The sequence below is a fragment of the Streptomyces sp. NBC_00461 genome (assembly GCF_036013935.1).
Classification (GTDB): Bacteria; Actinomycetota; Actinomycetes; order Streptomycetales; family Streptomycetaceae; genus Streptomyces.
In genome coordinates, this window is the sequence record NZ_CP107902.1 from 8288975 (window position 1) to 8314588 (window position 25614).

Sequence of the window (25614 nt, forward strand, 5' to 3'; positions counted from 1 at the left end):
GAACGGCCCGTAGTCAGGGCCGAACAGACGGGTTGGACCCGGCCGTGCGGGTCATTGCGGTGTGGGCTCGGTGCGCAGGGCCAGGACGGGACACGCGGCGACGGCACGGCGGGCGTGGGCCTGCAGGCGTGTGGGGACGGTCGCTTGTCCGAGGACGGGGTAGCCCCATTCGTCGAGGTCGACGAGCTCGGGGAGGAGCTCGGCGCACAGGCCGTGGCCCGTGCAGGCGATCCGGTCGATGCGCAGGGTGCGGGTGCGGGTCATCGCCATGCCTCCGGGGGCTCTGCGGGTGGCACGGAGAGCACGGCCGGCCGGTGGGCGGCCGGGCAGGCGCCGTGCGTCAGGTGGTGGTCGACGTCGTCGGCGAAGGATCGCAGGGCGGAGGCGGCGAGTCGGGCGGCGCCGTCGGGGTGGCGGCAGGCGCCCCGGTCCGGCAGCAGGCCGGTGCGGCGGCGCAGGCGGGACAGCAGGGCCGGGTCGGCCCGTCCGGCGGCCAGGGCGGTGAAGTCGTCGGCGACCGCGGGCAGTCCGAGGCGGCAGGGGCCGCACTGACGGGCGCTGTGCGCGGCCAGGAAGGCGAGGACCCGGGCCGTCTCGGTGAGCCCGCAGGCGGCCCGTGGAAGCGCGACGATCACGCCCGCGCCCGGCGCGGCGCCCAGCGGGGCCAGGTCGCGCCGGGTGAGGGGAGTGCCGAGGTGTTCCGCCGGGAGCCACACACCGGCGAAGCCGCCCAGCAGGATCGCCTGCAAGGGCTCGGCGGGCCCGCCGGTGCGGTCGAGGACCGTGGCGAGCAGTGTGCCGAGCGAGATCTCCAGGACACCGGGCGCCGCGACCGCGCCCGAGACGGTGACCAGCGTGGTGCCGGGCTCGTCCGGCGTCCCGGCCTGCCGGAACCAGCCGGGCCCGTAGCGGGCGACGAGGGCGAGATGGGCGAGGGTCTCCGCGTTGTGGACGAGCGTGGGGCGGCGTCCGACACCCCGTTCGTGGCTGCGCGGCGGGGTGCTCTGCGGGCGGGCCTCGCCCCCGTTGAGCCAGCGCACCAGGGACGTCGACTCGCTGGAGACGTACGCGTGCGGAAGGCCGTGCAGCCGCAGGGAGACGGCGTCCAGGCAGGCCCGCCTGCGCTCGTCCATGGCGGCGCTGAGCTGCCAGTACTGTGCGGAGCGGGCGCGCGGCACGCAGACGTGCACGATGTCTGCGCCGACCGCCTCCGCGGCCAGGACGGCGCCGTCCAGGACGAGGTGGGGCGCCACGGCGAGCAGGAACTGGTCCTTGTGGCTGGCCGGTTCGCTCTCCATGGCATTGACGACGATCACGGCGCGGCCCCGCCCCCCGGCGACCGCGCGCAGCTTCTGTGCGGTCGGGAAACCGGCGCCGCCGCGGCCGGTGAGCCCGGCCGCCTCCAACGCCCGTATCACCGGCGCGGAGTGGCGGTTGCCGCGCGCCGCGGTGACGGGCGGTGTTCCGTACCGGCGCAGGTGGTCGGTCAGGTCGGCGGGCCGGCCGGTGGCGTACCAGCCGGCCAGGAGGCGGGTGTCGACGGCCACACCGGTGGCCGTAGGAGCCGAGGAGTTCACCGGCCGCCTCCGAGGTGAAGTGCCGTCGTGGCGGCACGCTGGGCCCAGCCGGGCTGCAGTGGCCCGGCGGCCAGGAACGCGGTGAGCACCACCGGTACGGCGCCCGTGGTCACGGCGGCGACGAGGCGTCCGGCGGCCCGCCCGGGACCTGCCTTCGCCAGCCGCCACCACACGGCGACCACCACGGAGGCCAGGCACCCGGCGTAGAGCCACAGCTGCAGGGACAGGCGGGTGTCGGTGCCCGTTCCGACGCCGTGGAAGAGGGCGAAGGGCCAGGCCGCGTAGGCCAGCCAGTGCACGGCCTTCCAGCGGCGCACCCCGATCCTCAGCCGCAGCGCGCTGGTGACCAGCACCGCCAGCAGCAGATCGAACGCGACCGTGCCGAGCCCCAGCCACAGCGGCCGGTAGGAGCCGCCGAACGGCATCACCGTCACCGCCCACCCCAGGTGGACGAACGGATCGAGCACCGCGGTGACCACGTGCACGACGAGGAACACCAGGGTGAGCAAGGACAGATTGCGGTGCAGCAGGCCGATCTCGAAGCGGCCGATGCTGCGGGGTGCGGCGCGTCCCCCGGAGGCGATCCCCAGCACCACGGTCGCGGTGAGCAGCAGCAGCGCCAGGGTGCCGCCGGCACGACTGGCGTACCAGAGCGGGCTGCCCGTCAGGGCCAGGGCCGTCATCGCGCGCCTCCAGGAGCTGCGGCTTCGGTTGCGGGGGCATCGGCCGGCCAGCCGCCGAGACGTACGACTCGGCCGTCCGGGTCGACCAGGCGGGCGGGGAGTCCGGAGCCTCGCAGCCAGTCCTCGGCCGCGTGACCCAGCACGATCGCCGCCGTGCTGGCGGCGTTGGCGTCCACACAGGTGGCGGCCGCGACGGTGACGGTGCGCCAGACGGGCGCGGCGGGTTCGCCGGTGACCGGGTCCACGATGTGGTGCACGGCGCGTCCGGCCCGCCGCCAGGTGCGTACCCGGACACCGGAGGTCGCCAGTGCGCCGGTGGTCACCGCGACGGCGGGGCAGTGGTCCGGCACAGGCCGGGAGTGGTCGTCGGCGAGGGCGATGCGCCAGCCGCCTTCCGGCGGAGTCCCGGCCACCGCCAGATCGCCGCCCAGGTTGACCACCACGCCGCAGCCGGCAGCGGCAGCGGCCCGGCGCGCGGCCCGGTCGGCGGTGAGGGCCTTGGCGGATGAGCCCAGGTCGAGGTACGTGTCCGGAGGCAGGCGCAGCCGCCGGGTGCGCCGATTCCAGCTGATGCTGCGCCAGCCGGGAGCCGGCCTGAACACCGGCAGGGGGCGGACGTCGTCGGGGCGCAGGGAGGAGAAGGTACGGTCGTAGCCCAGCGCGATCACCGCGCGACCGACGGTCGGGTCCACTGCTCCGCCGGTGAGTTCGGCGCTGCGCAGCGCGGCCTCCAACGCCTCGGCGAAACGCTCGCCGACCGTCACCGGGGTGCCCGCGGCCAGGTTCACCCGGGTGAGCTCGGAATCCGGCCGGAAGCGGCTGCACGTCGCGTCCACGGCGGCCAGCTCGGCTCGCAGGACCGCCTCCGCGGCGGGCAGGGCAGGTGGTTCGGTCACGAGCAGCACGGCCGTTGTGCCGAGGGCGGGGAACACCACCTCGGCGGCCGCGGGTGTGGGGGACGGGGGCACGGTCCGGTTCGTCATGACGCCCCCGTCGTGGACTGGGGCTGCTGTTGGGTGGGGGTGGGCGACTGCGCCGGACCCTGCAGGGCAGGCTGTGCGGTGCGGGCCGTCCCCTCGCCTTCGTCGTCATCGCCTTCGCGGTTGCCGGAGTCGTCGCCGCCGCTCCCGTGGGCGGCCGTGGGGGAGGGGGCGGCCGGGTTGTGCACGACCGGTGCCGCCGGGGTGGGCGGCGTCGAACTCCCGGGCAGCAGATGGGTGTAGACGGCGCCGAGGGCGGCGGTGCCGGCGAGGGCGGCGACGGCGATCCACCGGGTGAGGCTGCGGACCCGCGTCACACCGCGATCGCGTGCGCGCGCCGCACCACCGGGCGGGGCGCCCTGGTCGAAGTCGTGAGGCGGAAAGGACATGGCTGCGGCTCCTGGAGGATCGGCGGCCCGAACTCGGCTGCGTTCATCTCCAGGCTGTGCCACCGACCCCCGGGAACCTGCTCACCTCTTCTTCAGAACCGGTAAAGATCTCGGCCTCTCACGCACCGTCCTCCGGCACGGACGCCGCCCGCCGCCCGTGCTCACCTCGCGGCCACAGCGGCAGATCCAGTACGACCGTCAGTCCGCCTCCCGCAGTGTCCTCCAGATCCACGCTGCCGCCGTTGACGGTGACGAGCCTGTGGACGATGGCCAGCCCCAGGCCGGTGCCCCTGGCTTCGGGATTGCCGAACCGGTGGAACGCGACCGCCTTGGTCCCGGCGTCCATGCCGGGACCGTCGTCCCTCACCCGCACCCTGGCGAAGCGGCCGGCCGCCCGATGGGCGACCGTCACGCTCCCGCCATCGGGAACGGCGTCCAGGGCGTTCGCGATCAGGTTGTCGAGGATCTGCTCCAGGTGTCCACCGCCCAGCGAGACGGTCAGGGCGGATCCCGGGGGCGTGGTCAGCAGCACGTCGCGCTCCTCGGCCACGGGCGACCACGCGTCCACGCGTTCCGCCACCACCTCGTCGACCCGGACGGCGACCGGACGCGGGGTCGCCTGTTCGGCGCGTGCCACCGCCAGCAGCCCGTCGACCAGTCGGGACAGCCGGGCGATCTCCCCCTGAGCGGCGGCGAGTTCCTCAGCGGTCTCGCCCTCGGCCCCGGCCGCCAGGACGTCGAGCCGCAGCCGCAAGGCGGCCAGCGGAGTGCGCAGCTGGTGCGACACATCGGCGATCACGGCCCGGTGGCCGTGCACCAGAGCTTCCGTACGGCCCGCCATCGTGTTGAACGTCGCCGCCAGTCGGCGCACCTCCGGCGGCCCCCCGTCGACGACCGCGCGCTCTCCGAGGGCACCCTCGCCCAGCCGCTGGGCGGCGGAATCCAGGGTCGACAGGGGGCGGCTCACCCAGCGGGCGAGGCGCACCGACAGAAGCACGGACGCGGCGAGCCCCAGCAGGCCGATCCCGGCGGACCAGCCCCAGATCGCGGCGATCCGGGCATCGCGGGGCGCGGCGGAACGAGCCAGCACTACGGCACCCGCGGGCCGCCGGACGTCACCTGCCGGTTCCGCGGACAGCAGCCGGCCCTCCATCTCCGGCGGCTCCGGCTCATGCCCGGCCAGCACCCGATCCACCAGCTCGCGTGCCTCCTCACCCTGAGCGGCGGTGCACTCCGTGCTCGCCACCAGCCGCGCGGACGCGTCGTACGCGGCAGCACAGTCCCCGGCCTCGGCCGCGGCGCTCAGTTCCTTACGCATGGCGGTGGCGGACCTGTGATCGGAGAGGTGTTCCTCGGCCGCCGCGGCGATCACCCGGGTGGCTGCCTGCTGGTCGTCGCGGAAGGACACGCGCTCCCGGGCCGTCATCAGCACCCCGAGCGGTACGACCGCCAGCACGAGCAGAACGGTGGTCAGGACGAGGAGCGTCAGGGCGATCCGGCGGGTCACGACTGCTCCTGGAGCCCGTCGACCGCCCCGAGTCGGAACCCGTGCCCGTACACCGTCTCGATCAGCCCTGGCGCGCCGAGCTTCCGGCGCAGCGCCGCGACGTGCACGTCCAGCACCTTCGTGGGGCCGTACCAGTGGGCGTCCCAGGCCCGTTCCAGGATCTCCTGCCGGCTCACCACCCGCCCCGGATCGGCGGCCAGGCACTCCAGGATGCAGAACTCCTTGGGCGTCAGCGCGACCGGGCGGTCGTCCACCGCGACCTGCCGGGTGCGCAGATCGACCGCCAGCGGCCCGTGACGCAGGATCTCCGGCCCGGCCGGGCGCCGGCGGCGCAGCACGGCGCGTATCCGGGCCAGCAGCTCGGCCAGCCCGAACGGCTTGACCAGGTAGTCGTCGGCGCCCTCGTCCAGGGCGAGCACCCGGTCCGCCTCCTCACCCCGCGCCGTCACGGCGATGATCGCGGCGTCCGACCGGGCGCGCAGCCGTCGGCACACTTCGACCCCGTCGATGTCGGGCAGTCCGAGATCGAGGAGGACGACGTCGCAGGACGCGGCCGCCAGGGCCGCCCGGCCGGTGCGGACGCCCTCGACTGCGTATCCGGCCTGCCGCAGGCCGCGCACCAGGGACTCCGCGATGCCTCGGTCGTCCTCCACGACCAGCACTCGCGTCTCTGCGGACGGCCCTGGGGCCCGGCCGTTCATGATTGCGATCCGCCTCCTGGACGGTGTGGTCCGCTGCGTCCGTACAAGATTGCGTCTGCGCCGCCCACGGAGCCCGTCGGCAGGGCCGTTCGACCCACCCTCAGTCGTGCGGAACCACTGCGACGGGGCCCGGCACGTGGTGCAGCGCCGCGTGCGCGACGGGCCCGAGTTTCCAGGTGAGGCGGGACGGGTGCTGCCGACGTCCCACGACCGTGAGCTGACCGTGCGTGGCGGCGGACAGCACCACCTGCGCGGCGGGGCCCATGGTGACCTGCTCGACGACGGGGACGTCGGGGAACTTCTCACGCCACGGCGCCAGCCTGGCCGTGAGCTGCGCGCGTGCCTCCACTTCATGGCGGCCGCTGTCGTGGCCGACGGGCACCGCCTGCGGACGGAACAACGGAAGAGCGCGTACGGCGTGCACGCGGGTTCCGTGCAACTCGGCGGTGGTGAAGGCGAATTCCAGCAGGGGGTCGGCTGCTGCTGCCGGCTCTTGCACGCCCACGACGACCTCGTTCCGCCCGGCTGCCGCCGGGTGTCCCCACCCGGCCTCGACGGCAGGGTCGTCGGCCCGGACCGTGACGGCCGGACACTGGGTCAGGCCCAGGACGTGCAGGCTGATGGAGCCGAGCAGGAAGCTCGCCGCCGAGCCGTGTCCGCGAGAGCCGAGTACGAGCAGGGCCGCGCGCTCACTGTGGTCCAGGAGGGCCTGCGCGGCGGGGGCCTGTACCAGTTGCGTCGTGACGGCCAGACCGTCGTAGCGGTGGACGAGTTCGGCTTCGGCCCGCTGCAGCACTTCCCGTCCGTGCTGCTGTTTGCTGCGAGCTTCTTGGGCGGTGGGCACGTTGAGCGGCTGGGTGGTCCACGAGTGGATCAGAAGAACGGGCAGATGCCTGTCCAGGGCTTCGCTTGCGGCCCACCACGCGGCCGTCATGCCGGCGGGGGAACCGTCGACTCCGACGACTACAGGTCCGGTCATGGCGCACCTCCACTGTCGGCGCGACAGGAACGCGTCGAAAGGGGCGCGGCGCCGCGCGAATGCGGCCCGCTTCCGTCTCTTCCAGGGTCGTCGACGGACCACCTGCCTGGGGAGGGCCGGACGGTGCGCGGATGGGGACCGTCCGGCCCTGTGTGGAGAGGTCGGCCGGAAGGAGGCTGAAGCCGAGAATCGAAGCGAGGCCGACCGGTCGATGCGACCGGGCCGGGAGCCCCGTCGTGCGGCGCTGCCGTCGTCTCCCTCCGTATCGAGCGCGGCTGCGGTTCCCCGGGACGGCGGCCCCAGAGGGGAGAACCATGATGAGCAGCCCGGTTGTCGTGGGAGTGGACGGCTCGCCGTCGAGCCTCGCCGCGGTGGAGGCGGCAGCGTGGGAGGCCGGGCTGCGTGGCGTCGGACTGCGGCTGGTGCATGCCTTCGGGTGGCCGTCGATCCATCTGCCCCATGGAGGGCCGCCCTGGAATCCGGGCACAACCGGAGCTGCGTGAACTGGCCGCCGACATGGTGCTCACCGACGACGACTTCTCGACGATCGTGCGGGCCGTTCGTGAAGGGCGGTCCGTCTACGACAACATCGTCAAGTTCGTCCGCTTCCAGCTGGCCACGAACATCGGGGTCATGCCAGCCCTGCTGGGCGCCTCCCTGGCCGGACTGCCCGCCCCGCTGACAGCGGCCCAACTGCCGTGGATCAACATCATCATGGACGGGCCGCCCGCCATGGCCCTGGCCGTCGACCCCGCCCGCGACGACGTCATGCGCCACCCGCCGCGGGACCCTGAGGAGCGGATCCTGAACGCTCGTCGGTTGTTCGCCATCAGCCGGGCCGGCGCGGTGATGGCCCTCGGCACCGTGGTCCTGCTCGCCCTGGCCCGCCCGGCCTGTGGCACCGACACTGCGCTGACCATGGCGTTCACCGCGTTCGTCCTGTTCCAGTTGTTCAACTCCCTCAACTCCCTCAACGCCCGCGCGGACGACGGCCCCGTGCTCGGCCGCCACCAGTTCCGCAACCGGACCCTGTGGCTGTGCCTGGCCGGTGTCCTTGCCGTGCAGGTCGTCGCGGTCCATCTGCCCTGGGCACGCACGGTCTTCGGCACCGTGCCGCTGGACGCGACGCAGTGGGCCCTGTGTCTAGGCACCGCATCCACGGTGCTCCTGGCCGAGCTGGCCGAGCTGGCCGTACGCGCCGCGCAGTCGGCGCTGCGTGGGTCCGACCGGGCGGTGTGACCGTCGTTCGGGAGGGTTTGGGAGCATCGGGAGCCGGGCCGCTTCTGCCTCGCCCGGGGGGATCTCGTCGTCCCAGGGGCTGGTGGGGCGCCTGCCGGCCCCTGGGCAGCGGCTCGCGGAGGTGTGACCCGCTGTCGGCAGACCGTCACGCTTGGGCGGGACCTGCCAACTGGACGATGCACGGCATGGCAGGGGCGTTCGGCCCCGGTACGGGACCCATGAGCACCTGTCGGCGGCTGTGCAGACACCTCGGGCGAACGTTCCCGTGATCCCAGGATCAACCAGCCCTGTGGCCGCCCCACTGCGGGCCGACCAGGTCCCACTCCTTGCCCCACTGGTCGAAGCGCCGTCGGTCGAGTTGCCACCGTACGGCTGCCCCGGCACCGAGCGTGGCACAACAGACGGCGAGGGCGGCAGCGGCACCGAAGAGGACAGCCTCGGCGGCCGCCACGGCCGGACCCGTCGGCTCGGTGGTGAGGGCTCCGCGGCGGTCCTGCCAGACGGTGACCCGGGATCCGGCCTGCAGACCGGTGCTCACCCGGGTGTATCCGGTACGGGTGACGCCGTCGGGGGCCGTCCAGCGGACCTTCGCCAGGGTCCGGTGCCCCGTTCCCTTGACCGCCGGCACATCGTGTGGGATGGCGCTGACCATGATGGCCTGGACGGAATGCCGCTCGGCGCGCTGGTGTGCGAACTCCTCGTCGGCCGCGTGGGCCGTCACCAGCCCCGCGATGGCGCCTCCCACTGTGATGACGACCCACATCGCCAGGACCATCCAGGCTTCGACGATGTCGTCGTGCCGTCGCAACGGATTGCTCCGCCACCGCCACAGTCGCTTCCTCGTTCCCCTGCTGCCGCGCATCGGTCCGCCCTCCTCGGCCCTCCTCGTCGTCGCCACCCTCCGAAGGTGACGCGGGGCAGCGAGGTGGGACAGGGGCCGACCGGGTGGGATCCGGGGCCGGTCGGCCTGTGCTCGGCCGATCCCCGCTCACCCGTGGAAGGCGCCGGTCGGTCGCCCAACGGGGCCGACCGGCTCGGTCGATCACTTGACGGGGCCGACCGGCCCATGCGGATCCCGCGGACCCAGGACAAGCTGGACGTGCGGGGCAAACCCGGTGACGCGTCGGATGCTCGATTTTCTTGCGGGCCGACGGCGGGTCGCGGGTCAGAGATCCCGTAGGCGATGAGGAGGGCGAGGCGCGACATGAAAGGCTACGTGTTCCACGGCCCCGGGCAGGCCGCCTGGGAAGAGGTCCCCGACCCCGGCATCCAGGAACCCACCGACGCGATCGTGCGGGTCGGTGTCGTCACCATCTGCGGAACGGACCTGCACATCCTCAAGGGCGACGTACCCGAGGTACGGCCCGGCACAGTACTGGGGCACGAGGCGGTCGGCGAGATCGTCGAGGTCGGCAGCGACGTGCGCACCGTACGGCCCGGAGACCGGGTCCTGGTCTCCTGCATCAGTGCCTGCGGGCGGTGCCGTTTCTGCCGTGAGGCCATGTACGGCCAGTGCCGAGGCGGCGGGGGCTGGGTCCTCGGCCACCTCATCGACGGCACGCAGGCCGAGTACGTGCGCGTCCCGTACGCCGACCTCTCCGTCCATCCGTTGCCCAGTGCGGTGGACAGCGAGGACGCCGTGCTGCTGGCCGACATCTTCCCGACGGCCTACGAAGTGGGCGTGCTCAACGGGCACGTACGTCCCGGAGACACCCTCGCCGTCGTAGGGGCCGGGCCCATCGGCCTGGCCGCGATCGCCACGGCTCGGCTGTTCTCGCCCGAGCGCATCATCGCCGTGGACCTGGCGGCGGCCCGCCTGGACGCAGCCGGCAAGCTCGGCGCCGACGCCGTGGCCGACGCCCACGAGGCCCCCGAGCAACTGGTCGCCGACCTCACTGAGGGACTCGGTGCCGACGTGGTCATCGAGGCGGTCGGCGTGCCGGAGAGCTTCGAACTGTGCACGCGCATGGTGCGGCCCGGTGGGCACGTCGCCAACGTCGGAGTGCACGGCAAGCCCGCGACCCTGCACCTGGAAGACCTGTGGATCAAGAACGTGACCATCACCACGGGGCTGGTCGACACCCACTCCACGCCCACCCTTCTGCGGATGGCGGCGTCGGGTCGGCTGCCGACCTCGCAACTGGTCACCCACACCTTCCCGCTCGACCGTATGGAGGAGGCGTACGAGGTCTTCGCCCACGCGGCCGACACCGGAGCGCTCAAGGTCGTCCTCGGCGGGCAGCAGCGCGAGGTCGTCGCCGTGCACGCGGCATGACGGGGGGAAACCACGTCCGCCCGTTGCTGACGCGCGCCGGCCACGCCCGCCGGTGCCGGCCCGCGTCAGCCCTGGGCCAGCACGTCGGCAATCTCCGACGCCCATTGGTCGATCGCTGCCCAGTCGCGGTAGTCCCCGAAGCGGCCTCCGACGAGCCGGAACATGATCCGCCCGGCGCGCGGCAGATGGGCCCGGGTGATGACGCCGGAGAACAGCCGGTGCTCGCGGAAGGAGAGACCGGGCAGACCCTTCTCGATCACCGGGATCTCCTTCGGAGCGATGCGCCGCCACGGCCCGCGCAGGGCGGCCGGCATCCCGACGCTGAACAGCCAGACGGGGCGCGGACCCAGCACATCGAGGTTCTCGCGCACGAAGTCCCTGGCCGGGTCCAGCCAGGCCTGTCCGTGCACGGCACTGCCGAGAACGAACGCCTTGTAGGCGTCCGCGTCGTCCACGGCCTCCATGGGCCTCGCCTCGGCTTTCAGCCCCACGGCGCCAAGCCCGGTGGCCAGGCGCTCGGCGACGCCTCGGGTCGATCCGTGTGCGGTTGTGTACCCGACCAGCACGTCCATGACGTCACCTCGGCATTTCTCGTGTCCCCAAGCGCACAGCCCGTCCCTGATAACCCCTTCTTCACGTCCTGTAGTGCCGATGGTCGTCGAAGGGGTCTGCCTCGCGAAGGCCCGTCTGCCATGGGGACCTGCTCTCCATTCCCCTCAAGCGTCCGGCCGGGACGGCGGACGGCCCAGGGGCTGAGCGGGCGGGCAGCCGGGCCGAACGGCCCTCGATCCCCGTGCGCGCGGTCCTCTCTCGCGCATCCGCGCCTCCCCGGGACGCCGCGCCATGGGCCGAACGGCCCTGGCCGGGGCCGAGTCACCCCTGCTGCCGCCCGGCCGCGGGTGCGACGGTGAAGGTGGAGCCCTGTGCGGGGCTCCCGTACAGACCGACGAAAGGCGGTGGGGAAGATGGAGCTGCCCCTGGTCGTGGGCGTCGACGGATCGGACGGGAGCCTCGCGGCGGTCGACTGGGCCGTGGACGAGGCGGCCCGGCACGGTCTGCCCTTGCGGCTGGTGTACGCCTCGAAATGGGAACGCTATGAGCGTGCCGTTCCGTCCGACAGCCTCGAACGCCCCTCTGAGCGGGTGATGGCAGAGCATGTGGTCGCGTCCGCCGCGGAACGCGCCCGGCTGCGCAACCCGGAAGTGAAGGTCACCGCCGAGGTGGTCGCCGAGGAAGCGGCGTCCGCCCTGCTCCGTGAAGGCCGCAACGCCTCCGTGCTGGTGACGGGTTCACGCGGCCGAGGCGAACTGACGGGTCTGCTCCTCGGCTCCGTGGGACTGGCTGTCGCGGCCCGTGCGCACGGGCCCGTGGTCGTGGTCCGCGGCGACAAGGCCGGCCTGGAGGCCACTCACGAGCGGATCGTGCTGGGTGCGGACGAGCCGGCGACCGGCGGTGAGGCGGTGCGGTTCGCCTTCCGCGAGGCCGAGGCACGCGGATGCACGCTGGACGTCGTGCGCGCCTGGCGCTGCCCCGCCCACGAAGGCGCCGACCACCCCAAGCTGGCCGAGGACCCGGCGCATCGCCACGAGGAGCGGGCGGCCGCCCTGCTCGACGCCCTGGTGGAGGAGGCGGTCGCGGACCATCCGGGGGTCCGGGTGCGCCGCAGCACGGTCGAAGGACCGGCGCGCAAGGTGCTGCTGGGCCGGTCGGCCGCCGCAGACCTGCTGATCGTCGGAGCACAGCGTCGGACCGGTCACGTCGGCCTCCAGCTCGGCCGGGTGGCGCACACGCTGCTGCACCACTCCGACTGCCCGGTGGCGATCGTGCCGCAACAGGCGTGACCGTGCATCGCCCTCCAACCCCCGACACGTCCCGCAGCACGCTCGCACCGGTGCTGCGGGACGTGCACGCCGTCGTCTTCGACACCGACGGAGTGATCACCGACTCGGCCCTGGTACACGCGGCGGCGTGGAAGAAGGCCTTCGACGCCTTCCTGCGCGCCAGCCCGCCCCAGGACCCCGGCCGGCGCCGCCCGTTCGACGTACGGGACGACTATCTGCGATACGTTGACGGCAAGTCCCGTCTGGACGGCGCCACGGCCTTCCTGCACTCACGCGGCGTCGACGCCTCGGCCGAGACGGTGAGCGCGGTGGCGGCGGAAAAGGAGTGCCTGTTCACCGAGCGGCTGCGTGCGCACGGGGCCGACGCGTACCCCGGAACGGTACGGCTGGTGCGTGCCCTGCGCCGGGCCGGAATACCACGGGCGGCGGCTTCCGCGTCCCGCCACGCCGGCGAACTGCTTGCCCACGCGGGGGTACTCGACCTGTTCGACGTCCTCGTGGACGGCGGTGAGGCGGCCCGCCTGGGCCTGCCGGGCAAGCCGCAGCCCGACCTCTTCCTGGAGGCCGTCCGCCGCCTCGGTGTCCCACCCGGTCGCGCCGCGGTCGTCGAGGACGCCCTGGCGGGCGTGGAGGCGGGACGTCGCGGCGGATTCGCCCTGGTGATCGGTGTGGACCGCGCGGCCGGTCCGGACATGGGGGAGAGCCTGCTGCAGCACGGAGCCGACATCGTCGTATCCGACCTCGGAGAACTGGTCGCCCAAGGAGCGTCGAAGTGACGGGCTGGACCTGGGAGTACGAGGGCTACGAGCCCGCCGACGAACGCCTGAGAGAGTCGCTGTGCACGCTGGGCAACGGCTACTTCGCCACACGGGGGGCGTTGCCCGAGTGCGCCGCGGACGAGGCGCATTACCCGGGGACGTATGTGGCCGGCTGCTACAACCGGCTCACCTCCGGCGTGGCGGGCCACCAGGTGGAGAACGAGGACATGGTCAACGTGCCGAACTGGCTGCCGCTGCGCTTCCGCCTTCCCGGGCAGTCGTGGGTCACCCCCGACACCGTGACCGTGCTCGAGCACCGCATGACCCTGCACCTGTCCGCCGGGCTGCTGGAGCGACGGACGCGCTACGACCTCGACGAGGGACGGGTGCTGACGGTCCGTCAGCAGCGCCTGCTGCACATGGCCGACGCTCATCTGGCCGCGCTGCGAACCGAGTTCACGGCAGAGGGCTTCTCCGGCGGGCTCGAGGTCGAGGCGGCACTCGACGGCGGCGTCACCAACGCCGGTGTGTCGCGCTACCGAGATCTGGACGGCCGCCACCTCACCCATGTGCACACGGGCACGGCCGCTCCGGACACCGTGTGGCTGCGCTGCCGTACCCGGACGTCGGACATCCGGATCGGCATGGCGGCCCGCCTGAGCGTCGACGCAACCGTCACGGTCCGCCACGAAGTCCCGCGCGCCCTACAGTTGTTGCGCCTGGACCTGGCCGACGGCCGCACCGCGACCGTCGACAAGACCGTCGCCCTGCACACCTCGCGCGACCCGGCGATCAGCGACCCGCTGTACGCCGCAATCGACCGAGTGACCCGCGCCCCGGGCTTCGACGAACTGGTCGAGTCCCACCTCACGGCCTGGGACCAGCTCTGGCGCCGCGCGGACCTCGATGTCGGCGGAGAGGCCGGCCCCATCCTGCGGCTGCACCTCTTCCACGTCCTGCAGACGCTCTCGCCGCACACCGCCGACCTCGACGTCGGAGTGCCCGCCCGGGGACTGCACGGCGAGGCCTACCGTGGTCACGTCTTCTGGGACGAGCTGTTCGTCCTGCCCTATCTCAACCTGCACTTCCCGGAGGTCTCGCGCGCTCTGCTCCGCTACCGTCACCGGCGACTCGAACAGGCCTGCACCGCCGCCCGGGAGATTGGTCGCCGCGGTGCGCTGTATCCCTGGCAGAGCGGCAGCGACGGGCGCGAGGAGACCCAGCGACTGCACCTGAACCCGCGCTCGGGACGCTGGCTGCCCGACCACTCCCGGCTCCAGCACCACGTCGGCTCGGCCATCGCGTACAACGTGTGGCAGTACTGCGAGGCGAGCGGCGACACCGAGTTCCGGCACACCAAGGGCGCCGAGATGCTGCTGCAGATCGCCCGCTTCTGGGCGGACTCGGCCGTCTACGACGCGGCCCTCGGACGGCATCGCATCAAGGGCGTGGTCGGCCCCGACGAGTATCACGACGCATACCCCGGCGCGCAGGAGCCCGGCCTCGACGACAACGCGTACACGAATGTCACGGCTGCCTGGGTGCTGACCCGCACGCTGGAGTTGGTGGGCTCCCTTCCCGAACCCCGGCGGCGCGAACTCGTCGAGCGCGCAGGGCTGGACGGCGGTGAACTCGAACAGTGGGAGGACGTCTCGCGCACCCTCCACGTCCCCTTCCACGACGACGTCATCAGCCAGTTCGAGGGCTACGGCGACCTCGCCGAACTCGACTGGGACGGCTACCGCGCGCGGTACGGCGACATCAGGCGCCTCGACCGGATCCTGGAGGCGGAGGGCGACACCGTCAATCGTTACCGGGCCTCCAAGCAGGCCGACGTACTGATGCTGGGATACCTCTTCGCACCGGCCGAACTGCAAGGCGTGTTCCGGCGGTTGGGGCTGCGGCTCGACGAGGACACCTGGCGGCGCACCGTCGACCACTACCTGCAGCGCACCAGCCACGGCTCCACGCTCAGCGGCCTCGTCCACGGCTGGGTCCTCGCCCGTGACCGGCGCGCGGAGGCGTGGAAGTTCTGCCAGGAGGCCCTCCGGGGTGACATCGCGGACGTGCAGGGCGGCACCACCGGCGAGGGAATCCATCTGGGCGCCATGGCCGGCACGCTCGACCTCGTCCAGCGTGGGCTGACCGGCCTGGAGACAAGGGGTGGGGCGTTGTGGCTCGACCCCGTGCCGCTGCCGGAACTGTCCTCGTACGGGTTCACCCTGCGCTACCAGGGGCACTGGGGAGTGCAACTCAGGCTGGAGCGCGGTCTGCTGGAGATCGCGGTGCCCTCCTCGGACGGCTCACCGATCGACGTACGACTGCCGGACCGGGCGGTCTGCCTGCAGCCGGGGGAGACGGGGCGGCTGATGCTCGGAGGCTGACGGTGAACTGCGGCCGAGCCCGGCTGGGCATGCCGAAGGGCCGGTCGGTGGGCCCTCGGGGCCCGTACGGCCCAGTGCGGCAGGGGACCGGCGGGAGAAGGCTGGGACCACCTGAAGGGAGGGCTGCCATGAACGGTCCGGTTGTGGTGGGAGTTGACGGCTCGCCGTCGAGTCTGGCGGCTGTGGAAACTGCCGCGCGGGAGGCAGAACGGCGAGGGGTGGGCCTGGAGTTGGTGCATGCCCTGGCGTGGTCCTCGGGTCCGGTGCCGCCCGGTGTCGCGCCTTGGGATCCGGACGGCGCCGGGTTGCGGGACCGGGTGAACGAGGTGTTGACCGATGCCGAATTCCGGGCCCGCAAGGTGGCGCCGCACCTGGCCGTCACACGTGAAGTCCTCATGGGCGAACCGGTGTCGGTGCTGGACTCCGAGGCACGTGCCGCGTCGCTCGCGGTGGTGGGGAGTCATCGCGTGAGCTGGTTGCGGGGTCTGCTGCACGGCTCGATTGCCGGGCATCTGACGGCTCACGGGTCCTGCCCGGTGCTGGTCGTGCGCGGCAGGCAGAACCAAACCGGTCCTGTCGTACTGGCGGACGTGTCGACGGCGGCCCGGGAAGCGGCCGGATTCGCCTTCGCCGAGGCCTCCGAGCGCGGCGTGGATCTGGTGGTCCTGCACCACCGCCATGACCGGCGTTCGTCCGCCGGCTCCCTGTTCGGCCTGTGTGAGAAGTACCCGGAGGTCACCGTGCGCCCTCGGGCGGCCCGGGGCCGCCGTCACCGCGCCCTCGCCGAGGCCAGCGTCAGTGCCCAGCTCGTCGTGGCGGGAGTGCGGCGGTGGCGCGGCACGGCGGCCGCGCTGTCGGCCCCGGACGGCCGTGCGATCGTGCGGCACGCACACTGCTCTGTCGCTCTGGTCCCCTCCGGGAAGCGGTGACCGCTGAGGTCGTGGCGGCGGTGGCCGCGAAACAGGCCCGGCGGAACACACCGCCGGGCCGCCAAACGTCGTGAATCACCGCGCGGGACGGTCTCCCGGTTCGGGCTGTTCCAGGTGCGTGGCGAGAACGGCGGCCTGGACGCGGCGCTGGACGCCGAGCTTGGCCAGCAGCCGGGAGATATGGTTCTTGACGGTCTTCTCCGAGAGATAGAGCCGCTTGCCGATCTCGCGGTTGGTGAGTCCGTCGCCGATCAGCGCGAGGATCTCCCGCTCGCGTGGGGACAGGCCCGCCAGTTCGGGGGCGAGAGCCGGCTCCTCGGTGGGCTCGGCGCGCAGGGACCGCATCAAGCGGGCGGTGGTCGCCGGGTCCAGCATGGACTGGCCCGAGGCGACCGTGCGTACCGCCGAGACCAGGTCCGTACCTTTGATCTGCTTGAGTACGTAGCCCGAGGCCCCGGCCATGATCGCGTCGAGCAGTGCCTCCTCGTCGTCGAACGACGTCAGCATCAGCACGGCCAGCTCCGGCATACGGCTGCGCAGCTCGCGGCAGACGGAGATGCCGTCCCCGTCCGGCAGGCGTACGTCCAGGACGGCCACATGGGGTCGCACCGCCGGAGCCCGGACGAGCGCGTGCTCGACGTTCTCGGCATCGCCGACGACGGAGATGTCCGGCTCTGCCTCCAGCAGGTCGGCAATGCCCCGTCGGACGACCTCGTGGTCGTCGAGCAGGAAGACGCGGATCGGGTCCTGCGCCGTGAACGTGTGTACCTCGGTCATGTCGACCCCTTGTTCCACGGAGGTGTGACGCACGGACTGCGGACCGTGCGTCACGACGATCATCACTCGCCGGGGCCGGACGCACTAGGGCCGACCGGCCCCACTCCTGTCCGCGGCGCGCCCTGACCGGTATCTGCCCGCTCAGGGCCGGTTGGCCCCTCCCATGGGCGACGTCGTGGTGAGACTTTTTAGGTGTGTCCGTGCCCATTACGCCCGTATGGAGGTGCGACCGATGCGGAAGGCCAGACACGTGAAGGTCCTGGGATGGCGCTGGCGGAGCAATCCGCTGGCGGAGCAATCCGCTGCGGAGGCACAGCGACGTGGTGGAGGCGTGGATCGTGCTGGCCGCCTGGACGGTGGCGACGGTGGGGCGGTCGCCGCCGGGGTCGTCGGGGCGCAGGCCGTCGAGCACGCGGTGGAGCAGGATCGGGCGGGACGTCGTCCGGTGGTCGTGGTGCTCGTCAAGGCCGTGCCCGGCAGTGGCCGGGACGTGGTCACCGGTATCAGGTACGACCGGGTGCGGGGGACGGTGCACTGGACCGATGTCAGAGACGGGAAGCGAACCGTCCGTACGGGAACGGTGGACGTGAAGCCCTCGGCGAGGCCGGGGAGCGAGGTGCCGGCGTGGACGGACGGGCGGGGCCGGCTGGTGAGCGCACCGGTGACGTCCGTCGAGGCGTCGACCCGTGTGGTGCTGGCCGGTAGTGGAGTTGGGCGCCGGCCACCGGGCTGGTGGTGCTGGGCGGCGGGTGCCTGGTGAGGTTGCGTGTGCAGCGGCGGGCCACCGAGCGGTGGGGTGCCGAATGGGAGCGGGTCGGGCGGGAGTGGGAGCACACGACCGGCTGAGGCGAAACGGGCCGGTCCGCGGACACCGCGGACCGCTCCTGCACGTCTCAGGCTGTGGTCGAGTCCGGTCCGCCAAGTGCGAACTTCACGTCCACGACCCCCTCGACTGCCCGGACCAGGCGCGCGGCGACGGGCACGAGGGAGGTGTCGCGGACCCGGCCGCCGAGCGTCACGACGCCGTCCCGGACCTCGACCCGTACCGCGGACGAAGGTGCGGGGAAAAGGTACGACACGACTTCCCGCCGGACCTCCTCGGCGATCTCCTCGTCATCACGCAGGAACACCTTGAGCAGGTCCGCCCGGCTGACGATGCCCTCCAGACACCCCGTCTCGTCGACGACGGGCAGACGCTTGACCCGGGCCCGCGCCATGGTTCGCGCGGCCTGCGCGAGTGTGGCGTCCGCGCGGACGGTGAGGGCGGGGGAGGTCATCAGCTCACCGGCGGTGACCGAGCCGGCCTTGGCGAGGTCGGACAGCCGCCGCAACTGCGTGTACCGGTCGGGATCGCTGTCGCGGAACTCCTCCTTGGGCAGCAGATCCGCCTCGGAGACGACGCCCACGACCTGGTTCCCGGTGTCCACGACGGGCACCGCGCTGACCTTCCGGTCCTGCAGGGTCCGCACGATGTCCTTGAAAGCCGCCCCGCGGCGGACGGCGGCGACGGTGCGGGTCATCACGTCACTCACGATGTGCGGGGACGCGTTCACCGCAGGCTCCCGCTGCCGTAAGGGGCATACAGGTCCAGCAGCCGGATGCGGGCCGCCTGGAGGCGGTGGGCCACGACCTCGCCCACCCACCGGGCGACGCTCCGGCCGAACGCGGGATCCTCCCGGCACAGGTCCCGCACGGCGGTGGCGTCGAACTCGTACGTCCGCAGCGGCGTAGCCGCCTCGGCGCCGAGGTGCCAGGTGTACGGGGGGAACAGCCAGGACCAGCCGACGAGTTCGTTGTGCCCGAGGGACTCGATGACGGCGGCCCGGCGGCCGGGCACACGCATGTCGAGGTCGACCGTGCCGGTGCGGATGATCCAGAACCGTTCGGCGCGACCGCCTTCCTCGAAGAGCCGGGTGCTCTGGGGGAACGAGACCTCCCGGGCGATCCGCATCAGCTGCTGCCGGTGCTCGGCAGGCAGCGCCCGCGGCATGCTCGTGGTTGCGGGAGCGTTCATGGCGTGCCTCCAGTAAGGCGTACGGACCTACCAGTTCCAGCGTGTGCGCGAGGCCCGGAACAGACCATGGGCCACCCGACCCCAAGAACGGGCCACCCGGCGGCCTGCTCCACCCCGGTGGCACCCTGTGCCACCCGCCGACCTGCGGTTCGATGGTGGTGAGAGCCACTGGGCAGAGCAGAAGCCCAGAGCGGAAACCCAGAGCAGAAAGGGGTGGAAAACCATGGGTACGAGCCTGACTCCGGAGTTCTGGCGGCAGTTCGCCGTTCTCCTGGTGATCGCCATGGCCGTCACCTTCGTGCTCAGTGCAGCGCTCGACGCGCTGTACCTGCGGTCGCAGCAGCGCCGGGCCGCGCGGCGGGCGTCGGGCACCGGGACGACCGGGGCGCCGCGCCGGCCGGAGCGGCCTGTCGTGCGCACCCCCGTGGGGCGCTGAAACGGCCGGCCCTCACGGCACCATGCGCCCGGGTACGCGGCCACGGCGGTCGGCAGGGCGGGAAAGATCAGCTGCCTGCCCACCGCTTCAGCGAGCCCGTACGCCTCCAGGTCGTCCAGGAGGTCCTGTTCCACCCGGGCGAGGGCGAACACGATTCCGCGGCGGGTGAGTTCGCGGCGCAGGTCGTCGACCGCGTCCAGGGCGGTGATGTCCACCTCCACAGTCGCCGCGGTGTTGAGGACGAACCAGTGGACCGTGCCCATCTGTTCGTAGATGGCGGCGGGCGGACCCCGCCCACCACCTCGTTGGGCCGGTCGGCACCCGGTCGGGGACCTGCGGCCCCTGCAGCATCGACCCCTGTGGCGCCGAATCTGGAAGCACATCCCCGATGAGGAGGCACAACCATGGTGCGCACCGTTGCCGCAGGGCTGGACGGCTCGTCCGAAAGCCGCGCCGCGGTGGAGTGGGCGGCTCGCGAGGCGAAGCTGCGCGGCCTGCCGTTGAAGATCGTCAACGTGTGGGAGCCCGTGCCGGACCCCATGGCCCAGGCCCCCCTGCTCGGAGCCGAGACCCAGCAGCACTGGAGCGAACGCATTCCCCGCGAAACCCTCGAGGGCCTCCGCCTGCGTCACCCCGGCATCGAGGTGACCATGGAGCAGTCGAGCGGCCAGCCCGCCGAGGTCCTGGTCAACGCGGCCGAGGACGCCGAACTGCTCGCCCTCGGCTCCCGCGGCTTCAGCGGCATCGGTGGGTTCATGGTCGGCTCCGTAGGCCTGGCCGTCGTGGCCCACGCCGAGCGCCCAGTGGTCCTGGTCCGCGCCGGTGAGCAGGCGGCGGACGAGCACCAGGCGGACCCGGTGGGCATTCCGTCGGCGGCCGCCCCGTACCGGCCCGTCGTGCTTGGCCTGGATCCCGACGGCCCGGACGACTCGGTGATCGAGTTCGCGTTCGACGCGGCCATCCGGCGCTCCGCGGTCCTGCGGGTCGTCCACGGCTGGAACCTGCCGCCCTACTACACCTACGGCCTGTCCGTCGACCCGGAGTTCCATGACGAGATCGTCCGCCAGCAGTCCGCGGCCCTGGCCGCGGTCGTGCGCCCTTGGCGCCAGAAGTACCCGGACGTCGAGGTCGTGGAGGAGTCCCGCGCCGGAAGCAGGGCCAACCACCTGGTCGACGCCTCGCGAGAGGCCAGTCTGGTCGTCGTCGGCCGGCGCATCCGCCGCAGCCCGCTCGGCGCCCACATCGGCCCCGTCACACACGCCGTACTGCACCACGCCACCGCCCCCGTTGCGGTCGTCGCCCACAACTGACACCCATTCCTGAAGGAGTTGAACCCATGAAGGCAGCGGTCGTACGAGCCTTCGGTGAGCCCCTGGTCATCGAGGAGCGCCCCGACCCCGAGCCCGGCCCCGGCCAGGTCAGGATCCGCCTCGAGGCCTCCGGCCTGTGTCACACCGACATCCACGCCGCCCACGGCGACTGGCCCGTCAAGCCGAACCCCCCGTTCGTGCCCGGCCACGAAGGGGTCGGCCTCGTCGAGAAGCTCGGCGACGCCGTCACCCACCTGAGTGTCGGGCAGCGGGTCGCCGTGCCGTGGCTCGGCCGGGCCTGCGGGCGGTGCGAGCACTGCCTGTCCGGCTGGGAGACGCTGTGCGAGCAGCAGATCAACACCGGATACGGCTGCGACGGCGGGTACGCCGAGAAGATGCTGGCCTGGGCCGACTTCGCCCAGCCGGTTCCCGAGGGTGTCAGCGCCGTCCACGCCGCCCCGCTGACCTGCGCCGGCGTCACCACGTACAAGGCGCTCAAGGTCGCAGGCGTGAAGCCGGCCCAGCTCGTCGCGATCTCCGGCATCGGCGGACTGGGCCATCTGGCCGTGCAGTACGCCAAGATCGCCGGAGCGACCGTCGCGGCGATCGACGTCACCGACGAGAAGCTCGAACTCGCCGCGGAACTCGGCGCCGACATCGTCATCGACGCCCGCAAGCAGGACGTCGGCCAGGTGCTCAAGGAGCACGGCGGCGCTCACGCCGCGATCGCCCTTGCGGTGAACGAGGCCGCGTTCACCGCGGTCAACTCCGGGTTGCGGCGCGGCGGCAAGCTCGTCATGGTGGCATTGCCGGCCCACGGCACGATCCAGGTCCCGATTTTCGACACCGTCCTGAACGGCACCTCGGTGATCGGCTCCATCGTGGGCACCCGGCAGGACCTCGCCGAGGTGTTCCAACTGCACGCGGCCGGCCGCACCAGGGTCATTCACGAGACCCGTCCGCTCGCCGCCGTCAACGAGTCCATCGACGAGGTGCTGCGCGGCCAGGTCAAGGCCCGCATCGTGTTCGACTTCGCAGCGGAAGGGTGACGACGATGGAACAGCCCCTGGTCGTGGGCACGGACGGCTCCGAGCCCAGCCTGCGTGCCGTCGACTGGGCGGCCGACGAGGCCGCGCTGCGCGGGGTGCCGCTGCGGGTGGTGTACGCCTCGCTGTGGGAGCGCTACGAGGGCACCGCGCTCGCTGAGGACCTCGGGAGGCCGTCCGAGGAGGTGCTGGCCGACGACATCGTCGACAGCGCGGCGGGGAGGGCGCGCCGGCGCCATCCGGACCTGAAAATCACGGCCGAGGTGCTGCCGGAGGAGCCCGAGTACGCCCTGGCGCGGGAGGGGCGCTACGCCTCGGCGCTGGTGATGGGCTCCCGCGGCCGCAGCGGTCTCACCGAGCTGCTGCTGGGCTCCGTCAGCCTGTCCGTGGCCGCCTACGCCGAGTGCCCGGTGATCGTGCTGCGCGGCAGCCACGACAACCGGGCGACGCCCGGGAGGCGCGGTCGCGTCGTCGTGGGCGTCGGCGAGGACGGGAAGGAGTCCCCGGCCGTGCGTTTCGCGGTCGAGGAGGCACGACGCCGCGGAGTGCCTCTGGAGGCCGTACGGGCCTGGCGGTGCCCCGCGCACGAGAGCACCGATCACCCGCTGATGGCCGGAGAACCCGCCCGGCTGCACCGGGAGCGGGCCGTGGAGGCGCTGGAGGGCGCGTTGCAGGACGTCCCGGGCGACGTCGAGGTGCACCGCCGCACCGTCGAGGGCCATGCCCGCCGGGTGCTGGTGGACGCCTCGTCCCAGGCCGACCTCCTGGTCGTCGGAGCCAAGCGCCGCGGCGGGCACTTCGGGCTCCAACTCGGCCGCGTCGCCCACGCGGTGCTGCACCACTCCGCCTGCCCCGTCGCCGTCGTCCCGCAGCGGGTGCCGGCGCCGTGACCGGATACAGGCTCGCCGCGTGATCGGAGACGTAGGTCTGCAGATCGCGCGGCGGGCGCCCGTAGCCCGTCGACGGCGCTCGACGGTGCCGCCCTCGCCCGCCGCGTCCCGCCCCGCGAACACGACGACCAGGCGTGCGCCCTCCGCGCGCACCCACTCCTGCAGCTTCACCAACTCCGTTTGCAGGCACAGCAGTTCCTCTCGTACGTCATGCGCGGGACTGTCGCCGCCTTCTTGCAGGCCATGCCGTCTCCACCGCCCGTTGACCCACGTCGATGACTTCCGGAGTCCCTCATGCCCAAGGTCGAACACCTGGATGCCACCGCACTTTCCGACGATGAGCTGCGCACCCTGGACGCCCACTGGAGGGCCGCCAACTACCTGGCCGCCGGACAGATCTACCTGATGGCCAACCCGCTGCTGCGCGAGACCCTCCGGCCTGAGCACATCAAGCCGCGACTGCTCGGCCACTGGGGCACCTCGCCCGGCCTGAACCTCGTGTACACCCACCTCAACCGCGTGATCAAGGCACGCGGGCTGGACGCGCTGTGCGTGTGGGGACCCGGCCACGGCGGCCCCTCCGTACTCGCCAACTCCTGGCTGGAGGGCACCTACAGCGAGACCTACCCGAACGTCGGCCGGGACGCGGCAGGCATGGAACGGCTGTTCCACCAGTTCTCCTTCCCCGGTGGTGTGCCCAGCCATGTGGCACCGGAGACGCCCGGATCGATCCACGAGGGCGGCGAACTGGGCTACTCGCTGTCGCACGCCTACGGTGCGGCCCTCGACAATCCGAACCTGCTGGTCGCCTGCGTGATCGGCGACGGCGAGGCGGAGACCGGGCCGCTGGCCGCCTCCTGGCACTCCAACAAGTTCCTCGACCCGGTGCATGACGGAGCCGTCCTGCCGATCCTGCACCTGAACGGCTACAAGATCGCCAACCCGACCGTGCTGTCCCGGATCCCCGAGGCCGAACTCGACGAGCTGCTGCGCGGATACGGCCACTCCCCGATTCACGTCACCGGCGACGATCCGATCACCGTCCACCGGGCGATGGCACTCGCGATGGACGACGCACTGGACCGCATCGCCGCGCTGCAGCAGTCGGCCCGCGAGGACGGCGTCGCCGAGCGCTCGCACTGGCCCGTGATCGTCCTGCGCACCCCGAAGGGCTGGACCGGCCCCGCCGAGGTCGACGGTGTCCCGGTCGAGGGCACCTGGCGCGCCCACCAGGTGCCTTTGTCAGCCGTACGCGAAAACCCCGAGCACCTGCGGCAGTTGGAGGCATGGCTGCGCTCGTACCGTCCCGAGGAACTGTTCGACGCCGACGGCCGGCCTGTCACCGACGTCCTCGCCTGCGTCCCCGACGGGACCCTACGCCTGGGCGCGACCCCGCACGCCAACGGCGGCCTGCTCGTGCGCGACCTGCCGGTCCCCTCCCTCGACCGGTTCGCCGTGCCGGTGGACAAGCCGGGTACCACCCTCCACGAGCCCACCCGGATCCTCGGCGACCTCCTGGAACAGGTCATGCACGACACCTCGGCCCGCCGCGACTTCCGGGTCGTGGGGCCCGACGAGACCGCCTCCAACCGGCTGCAGGCGGTCTTCGACGCCAGCGGCAAGGCGTGGCAGGCCGAGCACCTTCCGGTGGACGAGCACCTGGACCGGCACGGCCGGGTGATGGAGATCCTCTCCGAGCACACCTGTCAGGGCTGGCTGGAGGGCTATCTGCTGACCGGACGGCACGGGTTGTTCTCCTGCTACGAGGCGTTCGTGCACATCGTCGACTCGATGGTCAACCAGCACATCAAGTGGCTGAAGACATCGAGGCAGTTGCCGTGGCGTGCCCCCATCGCCTCCCTCAACTACCTGCTCACCTCGCACGTGTGGCGCCAGGACCACAACGGCTTCTCCCACCAGGACCCAGGCTTCGTCGACCACGTCCTCAACAAGAGCCCCGAGGTCGTACGGGTCTACCTGCCGCCGGACGCCAACACGCTGCTGTCGGTCGCGGACCACGCGCTGCGCAGCCGCGACTACGTCAACGTGATCGTGGCCGGCAAGCAGCCCTGCTTCGACTGGCTCTCCATGGACCAGGCCCGCGCCCACTGCGCCCGTGGTGCCGGCATCTGGGAGTGGGCAGGCACGGAGAACGGCGGGGAGCCGGACGTCGTCCTGGCCTGCGCGGGCGACGTGCCCACCCTGGAGGTGCTGGCCGCCGCTCAGCTGCTGCGTCGGCATCTCCCCGAGCTCGCGGTCCGCGTGGTGAACGTCGTCGACATGGCCCGGCTGATGCCGCGCGAGGAACACCCGCACGGCATGAGCGACTTCGAGTACGACGGGCTGTTCACCCAGGACAAGCCGGTGATCTTCGCCTACCACGGCTACCCGTGGCTGATCCACCGCCTCGCCTACCGCCGCACGGGCCACAAGAACCTGCATGTGCGCGGCTACAAGGAGTCCGGCACCACGACCACGCCGTTCGACATGGTCGTCCGTAACGACCTGGACCGCTACCGGCTGGTCATGGACGTCATCGACCGGGTGCCCGGCCTCGCCGTGCGCGCCGCCGTCGTGCGCCAGGCGATGGCCGACGCCCGCACCCGCCACCAGGCGTGGATCCGGGAGTACGGCACCGACCTGCCCGAGGTCGCGGACTGGACCTGGAACGCGTGAGCGCTCCGTCGGGGATGTGGCGACGGGCAGTGCCGCGACAGGTCGTCTGTCGGCCGCGGGCTTCGGCGGGGCTGGTGGCGCCCGCGTGGCGGAGCCGCACATCGATGCAGCCCCGCGCCCTTTCACGGGCGCTGCCGTCCCGGCCTTGAGGGCCGACCGGCCCTCCGGCAGCGCCCGGTCAGCCCCTGTGGCCGCCGTCCGTTCCGTTGGACGCTCGAAGTGT

At 72.4% G+C, this 25614-nt stretch carries 25 protein-coding genes and 2 pseudogenes; 12 read left to right on the forward strand and 15 right to left on the reverse strand.

Features of this window, described 5'->3' with window-relative positions; genetic code table 11:
* Positions 1-51: 51 nt before the first annotated feature.
* From OG870_RS38430 to OG870_RS38465, 8 genes are all read right to left on the reverse strand, one after another.
* Positions 52-264 (reverse strand): ferredoxin, encoded by a 213-nt coding sequence (locus OG870_RS38430; RefSeq protein ID WP_266525637.1) that lies wholly within the window; start codon positions 262-264, stop codon positions 52-54.
* Positions 261-1577: an NADH-ubiquinone oxidoreductase-F iron-sulfur binding region domain-containing protein gene (locus OG870_RS38435; RefSeq protein WP_266525638.1), complete on the reverse strand. Its 1317-nt coding sequence runs from the start codon at positions 1575-1577 to the stop codon at positions 261-263. The genes OG870_RS38430 and OG870_RS38435 overlap by 4 nt, the downstream gene beginning before the upstream one ends.
* A complete protein-coding gene (locus OG870_RS38440; RefSeq protein WP_266525639.1) occupies positions 1574-2260 on the reverse strand; it encodes a ferric reductase-like transmembrane domain-containing protein in 687 nt (228 codons plus the stop codon). The genes OG870_RS38435 and OG870_RS38440 overlap by 4 nt, the downstream gene beginning before the upstream one ends.
* Complete coding sequence (locus tag OG870_RS38445; RefSeq protein ID WP_266591489.1) at positions 2257-3243, reverse strand: FAD:protein FMN transferase; 987 nt, start codon at positions 3241-3243, stop codon at positions 2257-2259. The genes OG870_RS38440 and OG870_RS38445 overlap by 4 nt, the downstream gene beginning before the upstream one ends.
* On the reverse strand, positions 3240-3629 hold the full coding sequence (locus OG870_RS38450; protein ID WP_266591491.1) for a hypothetical protein: 390 nt from the start codon (positions 3627-3629) through the stop codon (positions 3240-3242). Before OG870_RS38450 ends, OG870_RS38445 begins: the two co-directional genes overlap by 4 nt.
* Positions 3630-3747: 118 nt before the next feature.
* Positions 3748-5136 (reverse strand): sensor histidine kinase, encoded by a 1389-nt coding sequence (locus OG870_RS38455; protein ID WP_266525642.1) that lies wholly within the window; start codon positions 5134-5136, stop codon positions 3748-3750.
* The gene (locus OG870_RS38460) at positions 5133-5798 is read right to left on the reverse strand and encodes a response regulator transcription factor (RefSeq protein ID WP_405626968.1); all 666 of its coding nucleotides are present in this window, start codon (positions 5796-5798) and stop codon (positions 5133-5135) included. The genes OG870_RS38455 and OG870_RS38460 overlap by 4 nt, the downstream gene beginning before the upstream one ends.
* Positions 5799-5937: 139 nt before the next feature.
* Positions 5938-6816 (reverse strand): universal stress protein, encoded by an 879-nt coding sequence (locus OG870_RS38465; protein WP_266591495.1) that lies wholly within the window; start codon positions 6814-6816, stop codon positions 5938-5940.
* 317 nt (positions 6817-7133) lie between these two features.
* On the opposite strand from OG870_RS38465, the gene OG870_RS38470 reads away from it, so the two are divergent.
* Complete coding sequence (locus tag OG870_RS38470; RefSeq protein ID WP_443063474.1) at positions 7134-7319, forward strand: universal stress protein; 186 nt, start codon at positions 7134-7136, stop codon at positions 7317-7319.
* Positions 7276-8055, forward strand: coding sequence for a cation transporting ATPase C-terminal domain-containing protein (locus tag OG870_RS38475; RefSeq protein WP_443063450.1), 780 nt, complete (start codon positions 7276-7278; stop codon positions 8053-8055). The genes OG870_RS38470 and OG870_RS38475 overlap by 44 nt, the downstream gene beginning before the upstream one ends.
* Positions 8056-8332: 277 nt before the next feature.
* Here OG870_RS38475 and OG870_RS38480 read toward each other — a convergent pair whose 3' ends face one another.
* A complete protein-coding gene (locus tag OG870_RS38480; protein WP_266591497.1) occupies positions 8333-8917 on the reverse strand; it encodes an Rv1733c family protein in 585 nt (194 codons plus the stop codon).
* A gap of 342 nt (positions 8918-9259) precedes the next feature.
* On the opposite strand from OG870_RS38480, the gene OG870_RS38485 reads away from it, so the two are divergent.
* Complete coding sequence (locus tag OG870_RS38485) at positions 9260-10330, forward strand: zinc-dependent alcohol dehydrogenase family protein (RefSeq protein WP_266843217.1); 1071 nt, start codon at positions 9260-9262, stop codon at positions 10328-10330.
* Positions 10331-10395: 65 nt separating this feature from the next.
* On the opposite strand, the gene OG870_RS38490 is transcribed toward OG870_RS38485, so the two are convergent.
* A complete protein-coding gene (locus tag OG870_RS38490) occupies positions 10396-10902 on the reverse strand; it encodes a flavodoxin domain-containing protein (protein ID WP_266525647.1) in 507 nt (168 codons plus the stop codon).
* A gap of 393 nt (positions 10903-11295) precedes the next feature.
* Between OG870_RS38490 and OG870_RS38495 the strand changes: the two genes are divergently transcribed.
* The 4 genes from OG870_RS38495 to OG870_RS38510 all read left to right on the forward strand — a co-directional run bounded on the left by OG870_RS38495 (position 11296) and on the right by OG870_RS38510 (position 16242).
* Positions 11296-12171 (forward strand): universal stress protein, encoded by an 876-nt coding sequence (locus OG870_RS38495; RefSeq protein ID WP_266525648.1) that lies wholly within the window; start codon positions 11296-11298, stop codon positions 12169-12171.
* 2 nt (positions 12172-12173) lie between these two features.
* Positions 12174-12947, forward strand: a complete 774-nt coding sequence (locus OG870_RS38500) for an HAD family hydrolase (RefSeq protein ID WP_266843215.1) — start codon at positions 12174-12176, stop codon at positions 12945-12947.
* On the forward strand, positions 12944-15313 hold the full coding sequence (locus OG870_RS38505; RefSeq protein WP_327691964.1) for a glycoside hydrolase family 65 protein: 2370 nt from the start codon (positions 12944-12946) through the stop codon (positions 15311-15313). The genes OG870_RS38500 and OG870_RS38505 overlap by 4 nt, the downstream gene beginning before the upstream one ends.
* Before the next feature lie 128 nt (positions 15314-15441).
* Positions 15442-16242 carry a universal stress protein gene (locus OG870_RS38510; RefSeq protein WP_266927221.1) on the forward strand — a complete coding sequence of 267 codons (801 nt, stop codon included), beginning with the start codon at positions 15442-15444 and terminating at the stop codon, positions 16240-16242.
* Positions 16243-16317: 75 nt separating this feature from the next.
* Here OG870_RS38510 and OG870_RS38515 read toward each other — a convergent pair whose 3' ends face one another.
* Positions 16318-17019, reverse strand: a complete 702-nt coding sequence (locus tag OG870_RS38515; RefSeq protein WP_266525654.1) for a response regulator — start codon at positions 17017-17019, stop codon at positions 16318-16320.
* 331 nt (positions 17020-17350) lie between these two features.
* On the opposite strand from OG870_RS38515, the gene OG870_RS38520 reads away from it, so the two are divergent.
* On the forward strand, positions 17351-17779 hold the full coding sequence (locus tag OG870_RS38520) for a hypothetical protein (RefSeq protein WP_266591505.1): 429 nt from the start codon (positions 17351-17353) through the stop codon (positions 17777-17779).
* A 133-nt stretch (positions 17780-17912) separates the two neighbouring features.
* Here OG870_RS38520 and OG870_RS38525 read toward each other — a convergent pair whose 3' ends face one another.
* The 3 genes and pseudogenes from OG870_RS38525 to OG870_RS38535 all read right to left on the reverse strand — a co-directional run.
* Complete coding sequence (locus OG870_RS38525) at positions 17913-18572, reverse strand: CBS domain-containing protein (RefSeq protein ID WP_266525658.1); 660 nt, start codon at positions 18570-18572, stop codon at positions 17913-17915.
* Positions 18569-19033, reverse strand: a complete 465-nt coding sequence (locus tag OG870_RS38530; RefSeq protein WP_266591507.1) for a cyclic nucleotide-binding domain-containing protein — start codon at positions 19031-19033, stop codon at positions 18569-18571. Before OG870_RS38530 ends, OG870_RS38525 begins: the two co-directional genes overlap by 4 nt.
* Positions 19034-19480: 447 nt before the next feature.
* Positions 19481-19729, reverse strand: a pseudogene (locus OG870_RS38535) (STAS domain-containing protein); the annotation flags it as partial.
* Between the two features lie 144 nt (positions 19730-19873).
* Here OG870_RS38535 and OG870_RS38540 point away from each other — a divergent pair.
* Genes OG870_RS38540 through OG870_RS38550 form a run of 3 tightly spaced genes read left to right on the forward strand, consistent with a single transcriptional unit; the run spans position 19874 to position 22715 of the window.
* A complete protein-coding gene (locus OG870_RS38540; protein ID WP_266591509.1) occupies positions 19874-20779 on the forward strand; it encodes a universal stress protein in 906 nt (301 codons plus the stop codon).
* Positions 20780-20805: 26 nt separating this feature from the next.
* Positions 20806-21828 (forward strand): alcohol dehydrogenase AdhP, encoded by a 1023-nt coding sequence (gene adhP, locus OG870_RS38545; RefSeq protein ID WP_266591511.1) that lies wholly within the window; start codon positions 20806-20808, stop codon positions 21826-21828.
* 5 nt (positions 21829-21833) lie between these two features.
* Positions 21834-22715, forward strand: coding sequence for a universal stress protein (locus tag OG870_RS38550; protein ID WP_266525666.1), 882 nt, complete (start codon positions 21834-21836; stop codon positions 22713-22715).
* A gap of 75 nt (positions 22716-22790) precedes the next feature.
* Here the strand turns inward: OG870_RS38550 and OG870_RS38555 are convergent.
* Positions 22791-22960 (reverse strand): annotated as a pseudogene (locus OG870_RS38555) (polyphosphate kinase 2); the annotation flags it as partial.
* A 49-nt stretch (positions 22961-23009) separates the two neighbouring features.
* Between OG870_RS38555 and OG870_RS38560 the strand changes: the two are divergent.
* The gene (locus OG870_RS38560) at positions 23010-25391 is read left to right on the forward strand and encodes a phosphoketolase family protein (RefSeq protein WP_266525667.1); all 2382 of its coding nucleotides are present in this window, start codon (positions 23010-23012) and stop codon (positions 25389-25391) included.
* Positions 25392-25614 lie beyond the last annotated feature (223 nt).

Excerpts from the sequence above, each read along its gene's own strand:
- OG870_RS38430 (WP_266525637.1), bottom strand. The coding sequence starts at position 264 with ATGACCCGCACCCGCACCCTGCGCATCGACCGGATCGCCTGCACGGGC.
- OG870_RS38440 (WP_266525639.1), bottom strand. The coding sequence starts at position 2,260 with ATGACGGCCCTGGCCCTGACGGGCAGCCCGCTCTGGTACGCCAGTCGT.
- OG870_RS38445 (WP_266591489.1), bottom strand. The coding sequence starts at position 3,243 with ATGACGAACCGGACCGTGCCCCCGTCCCCCACACCCGCGGCCGCCGAG.
- OG870_RS38450 (WP_266591491.1), bottom strand. The coding sequence starts at position 3,629 with ATGTCCTTTCCGCCTCACGACTTCGACCAGGGCGCCCCGCCCGGTGGT.
- OG870_RS38465 (WP_266591495.1), bottom strand. The coding sequence starts at position 6,816 with ATGACCGGACCTGTAGTCGTCGGAGTCGACGGTTCCCCCGCCGGCATG.
- OG870_RS38470 (WP_443063474.1), top strand. The coding sequence starts at position 7,134 with ATGAGCAGCCCGGTTGTCGTGGGAGTGGACGGCTCGCCGTCGAGCCTC.
- OG870_RS38475 (WP_443063450.1), top strand. The coding sequence starts at position 7,276 with ATGGAGGGCCGCCCTGGAATCCGGGCACAACCGGAGCTGCGTGAACTG.
- OG870_RS38480 (WP_266591497.1), bottom strand. The coding sequence starts at position 8,917 with ATGCGCGGCAGCAGGGGAACGAGGAAGCGACTGTGGCGGTGGCGGAGC.
- OG870_RS38485 (WP_266843217.1), top strand. The coding sequence starts at position 9,260 with ATGAAAGGCTACGTGTTCCACGGCCCCGGGCAGGCCGCCTGGGAAGAG.
- OG870_RS38490 (WP_266525647.1), bottom strand. The coding sequence starts at position 10,902 with ATGGACGTGCTGGTCGGGTACACAACCGCACACGGATCGACCCGAGGC.
- OG870_RS38495 (WP_266525648.1), top strand. The coding sequence starts at position 11,296 with ATGGAGCTGCCCCTGGTCGTGGGCGTCGACGGATCGGACGGGAGCCTC.
- OG870_RS38510 (WP_266927221.1), top strand. The coding sequence starts at position 15,442 with ATGAACGGTCCGGTTGTGGTGGGAGTTGACGGCTCGCCGTCGAGTCTG.
- OG870_RS38515 (WP_266525654.1), bottom strand. The coding sequence starts at position 17,019 with ATGACCGAGGTACACACGTTCACGGCGCAGGACCCGATCCGCGTCTTC.
- OG870_RS38530 (WP_266591507.1), bottom strand. The coding sequence starts at position 19,033 with ATGAACGCTCCCGCAACCACGAGCATGCCGCGGGCGCTGCCTGCCGAG.
- OG870_RS38540 (WP_266591509.1), top strand. The coding sequence starts at position 19,874 with ATGGTGCGCACCGTTGCCGCAGGGCTGGACGGCTCGTCCGAAAGCCGC.
- adhP (WP_266591511.1), top strand. The coding sequence starts at position 20,806 with ATGAAGGCAGCGGTCGTACGAGCCTTCGGTGAGCCCCTGGTCATCGAG.
- OG870_RS38550 (WP_266525666.1), top strand. The coding sequence starts at position 21,834 with ATGGAACAGCCCCTGGTCGTGGGCACGGACGGCTCCGAGCCCAGCCTG.
- OG870_RS38560 (WP_266525667.1), top strand. The coding sequence starts at position 23,010 with ATGCCCAAGGTCGAACACCTGGATGCCACCGCACTTTCCGACGATGAG.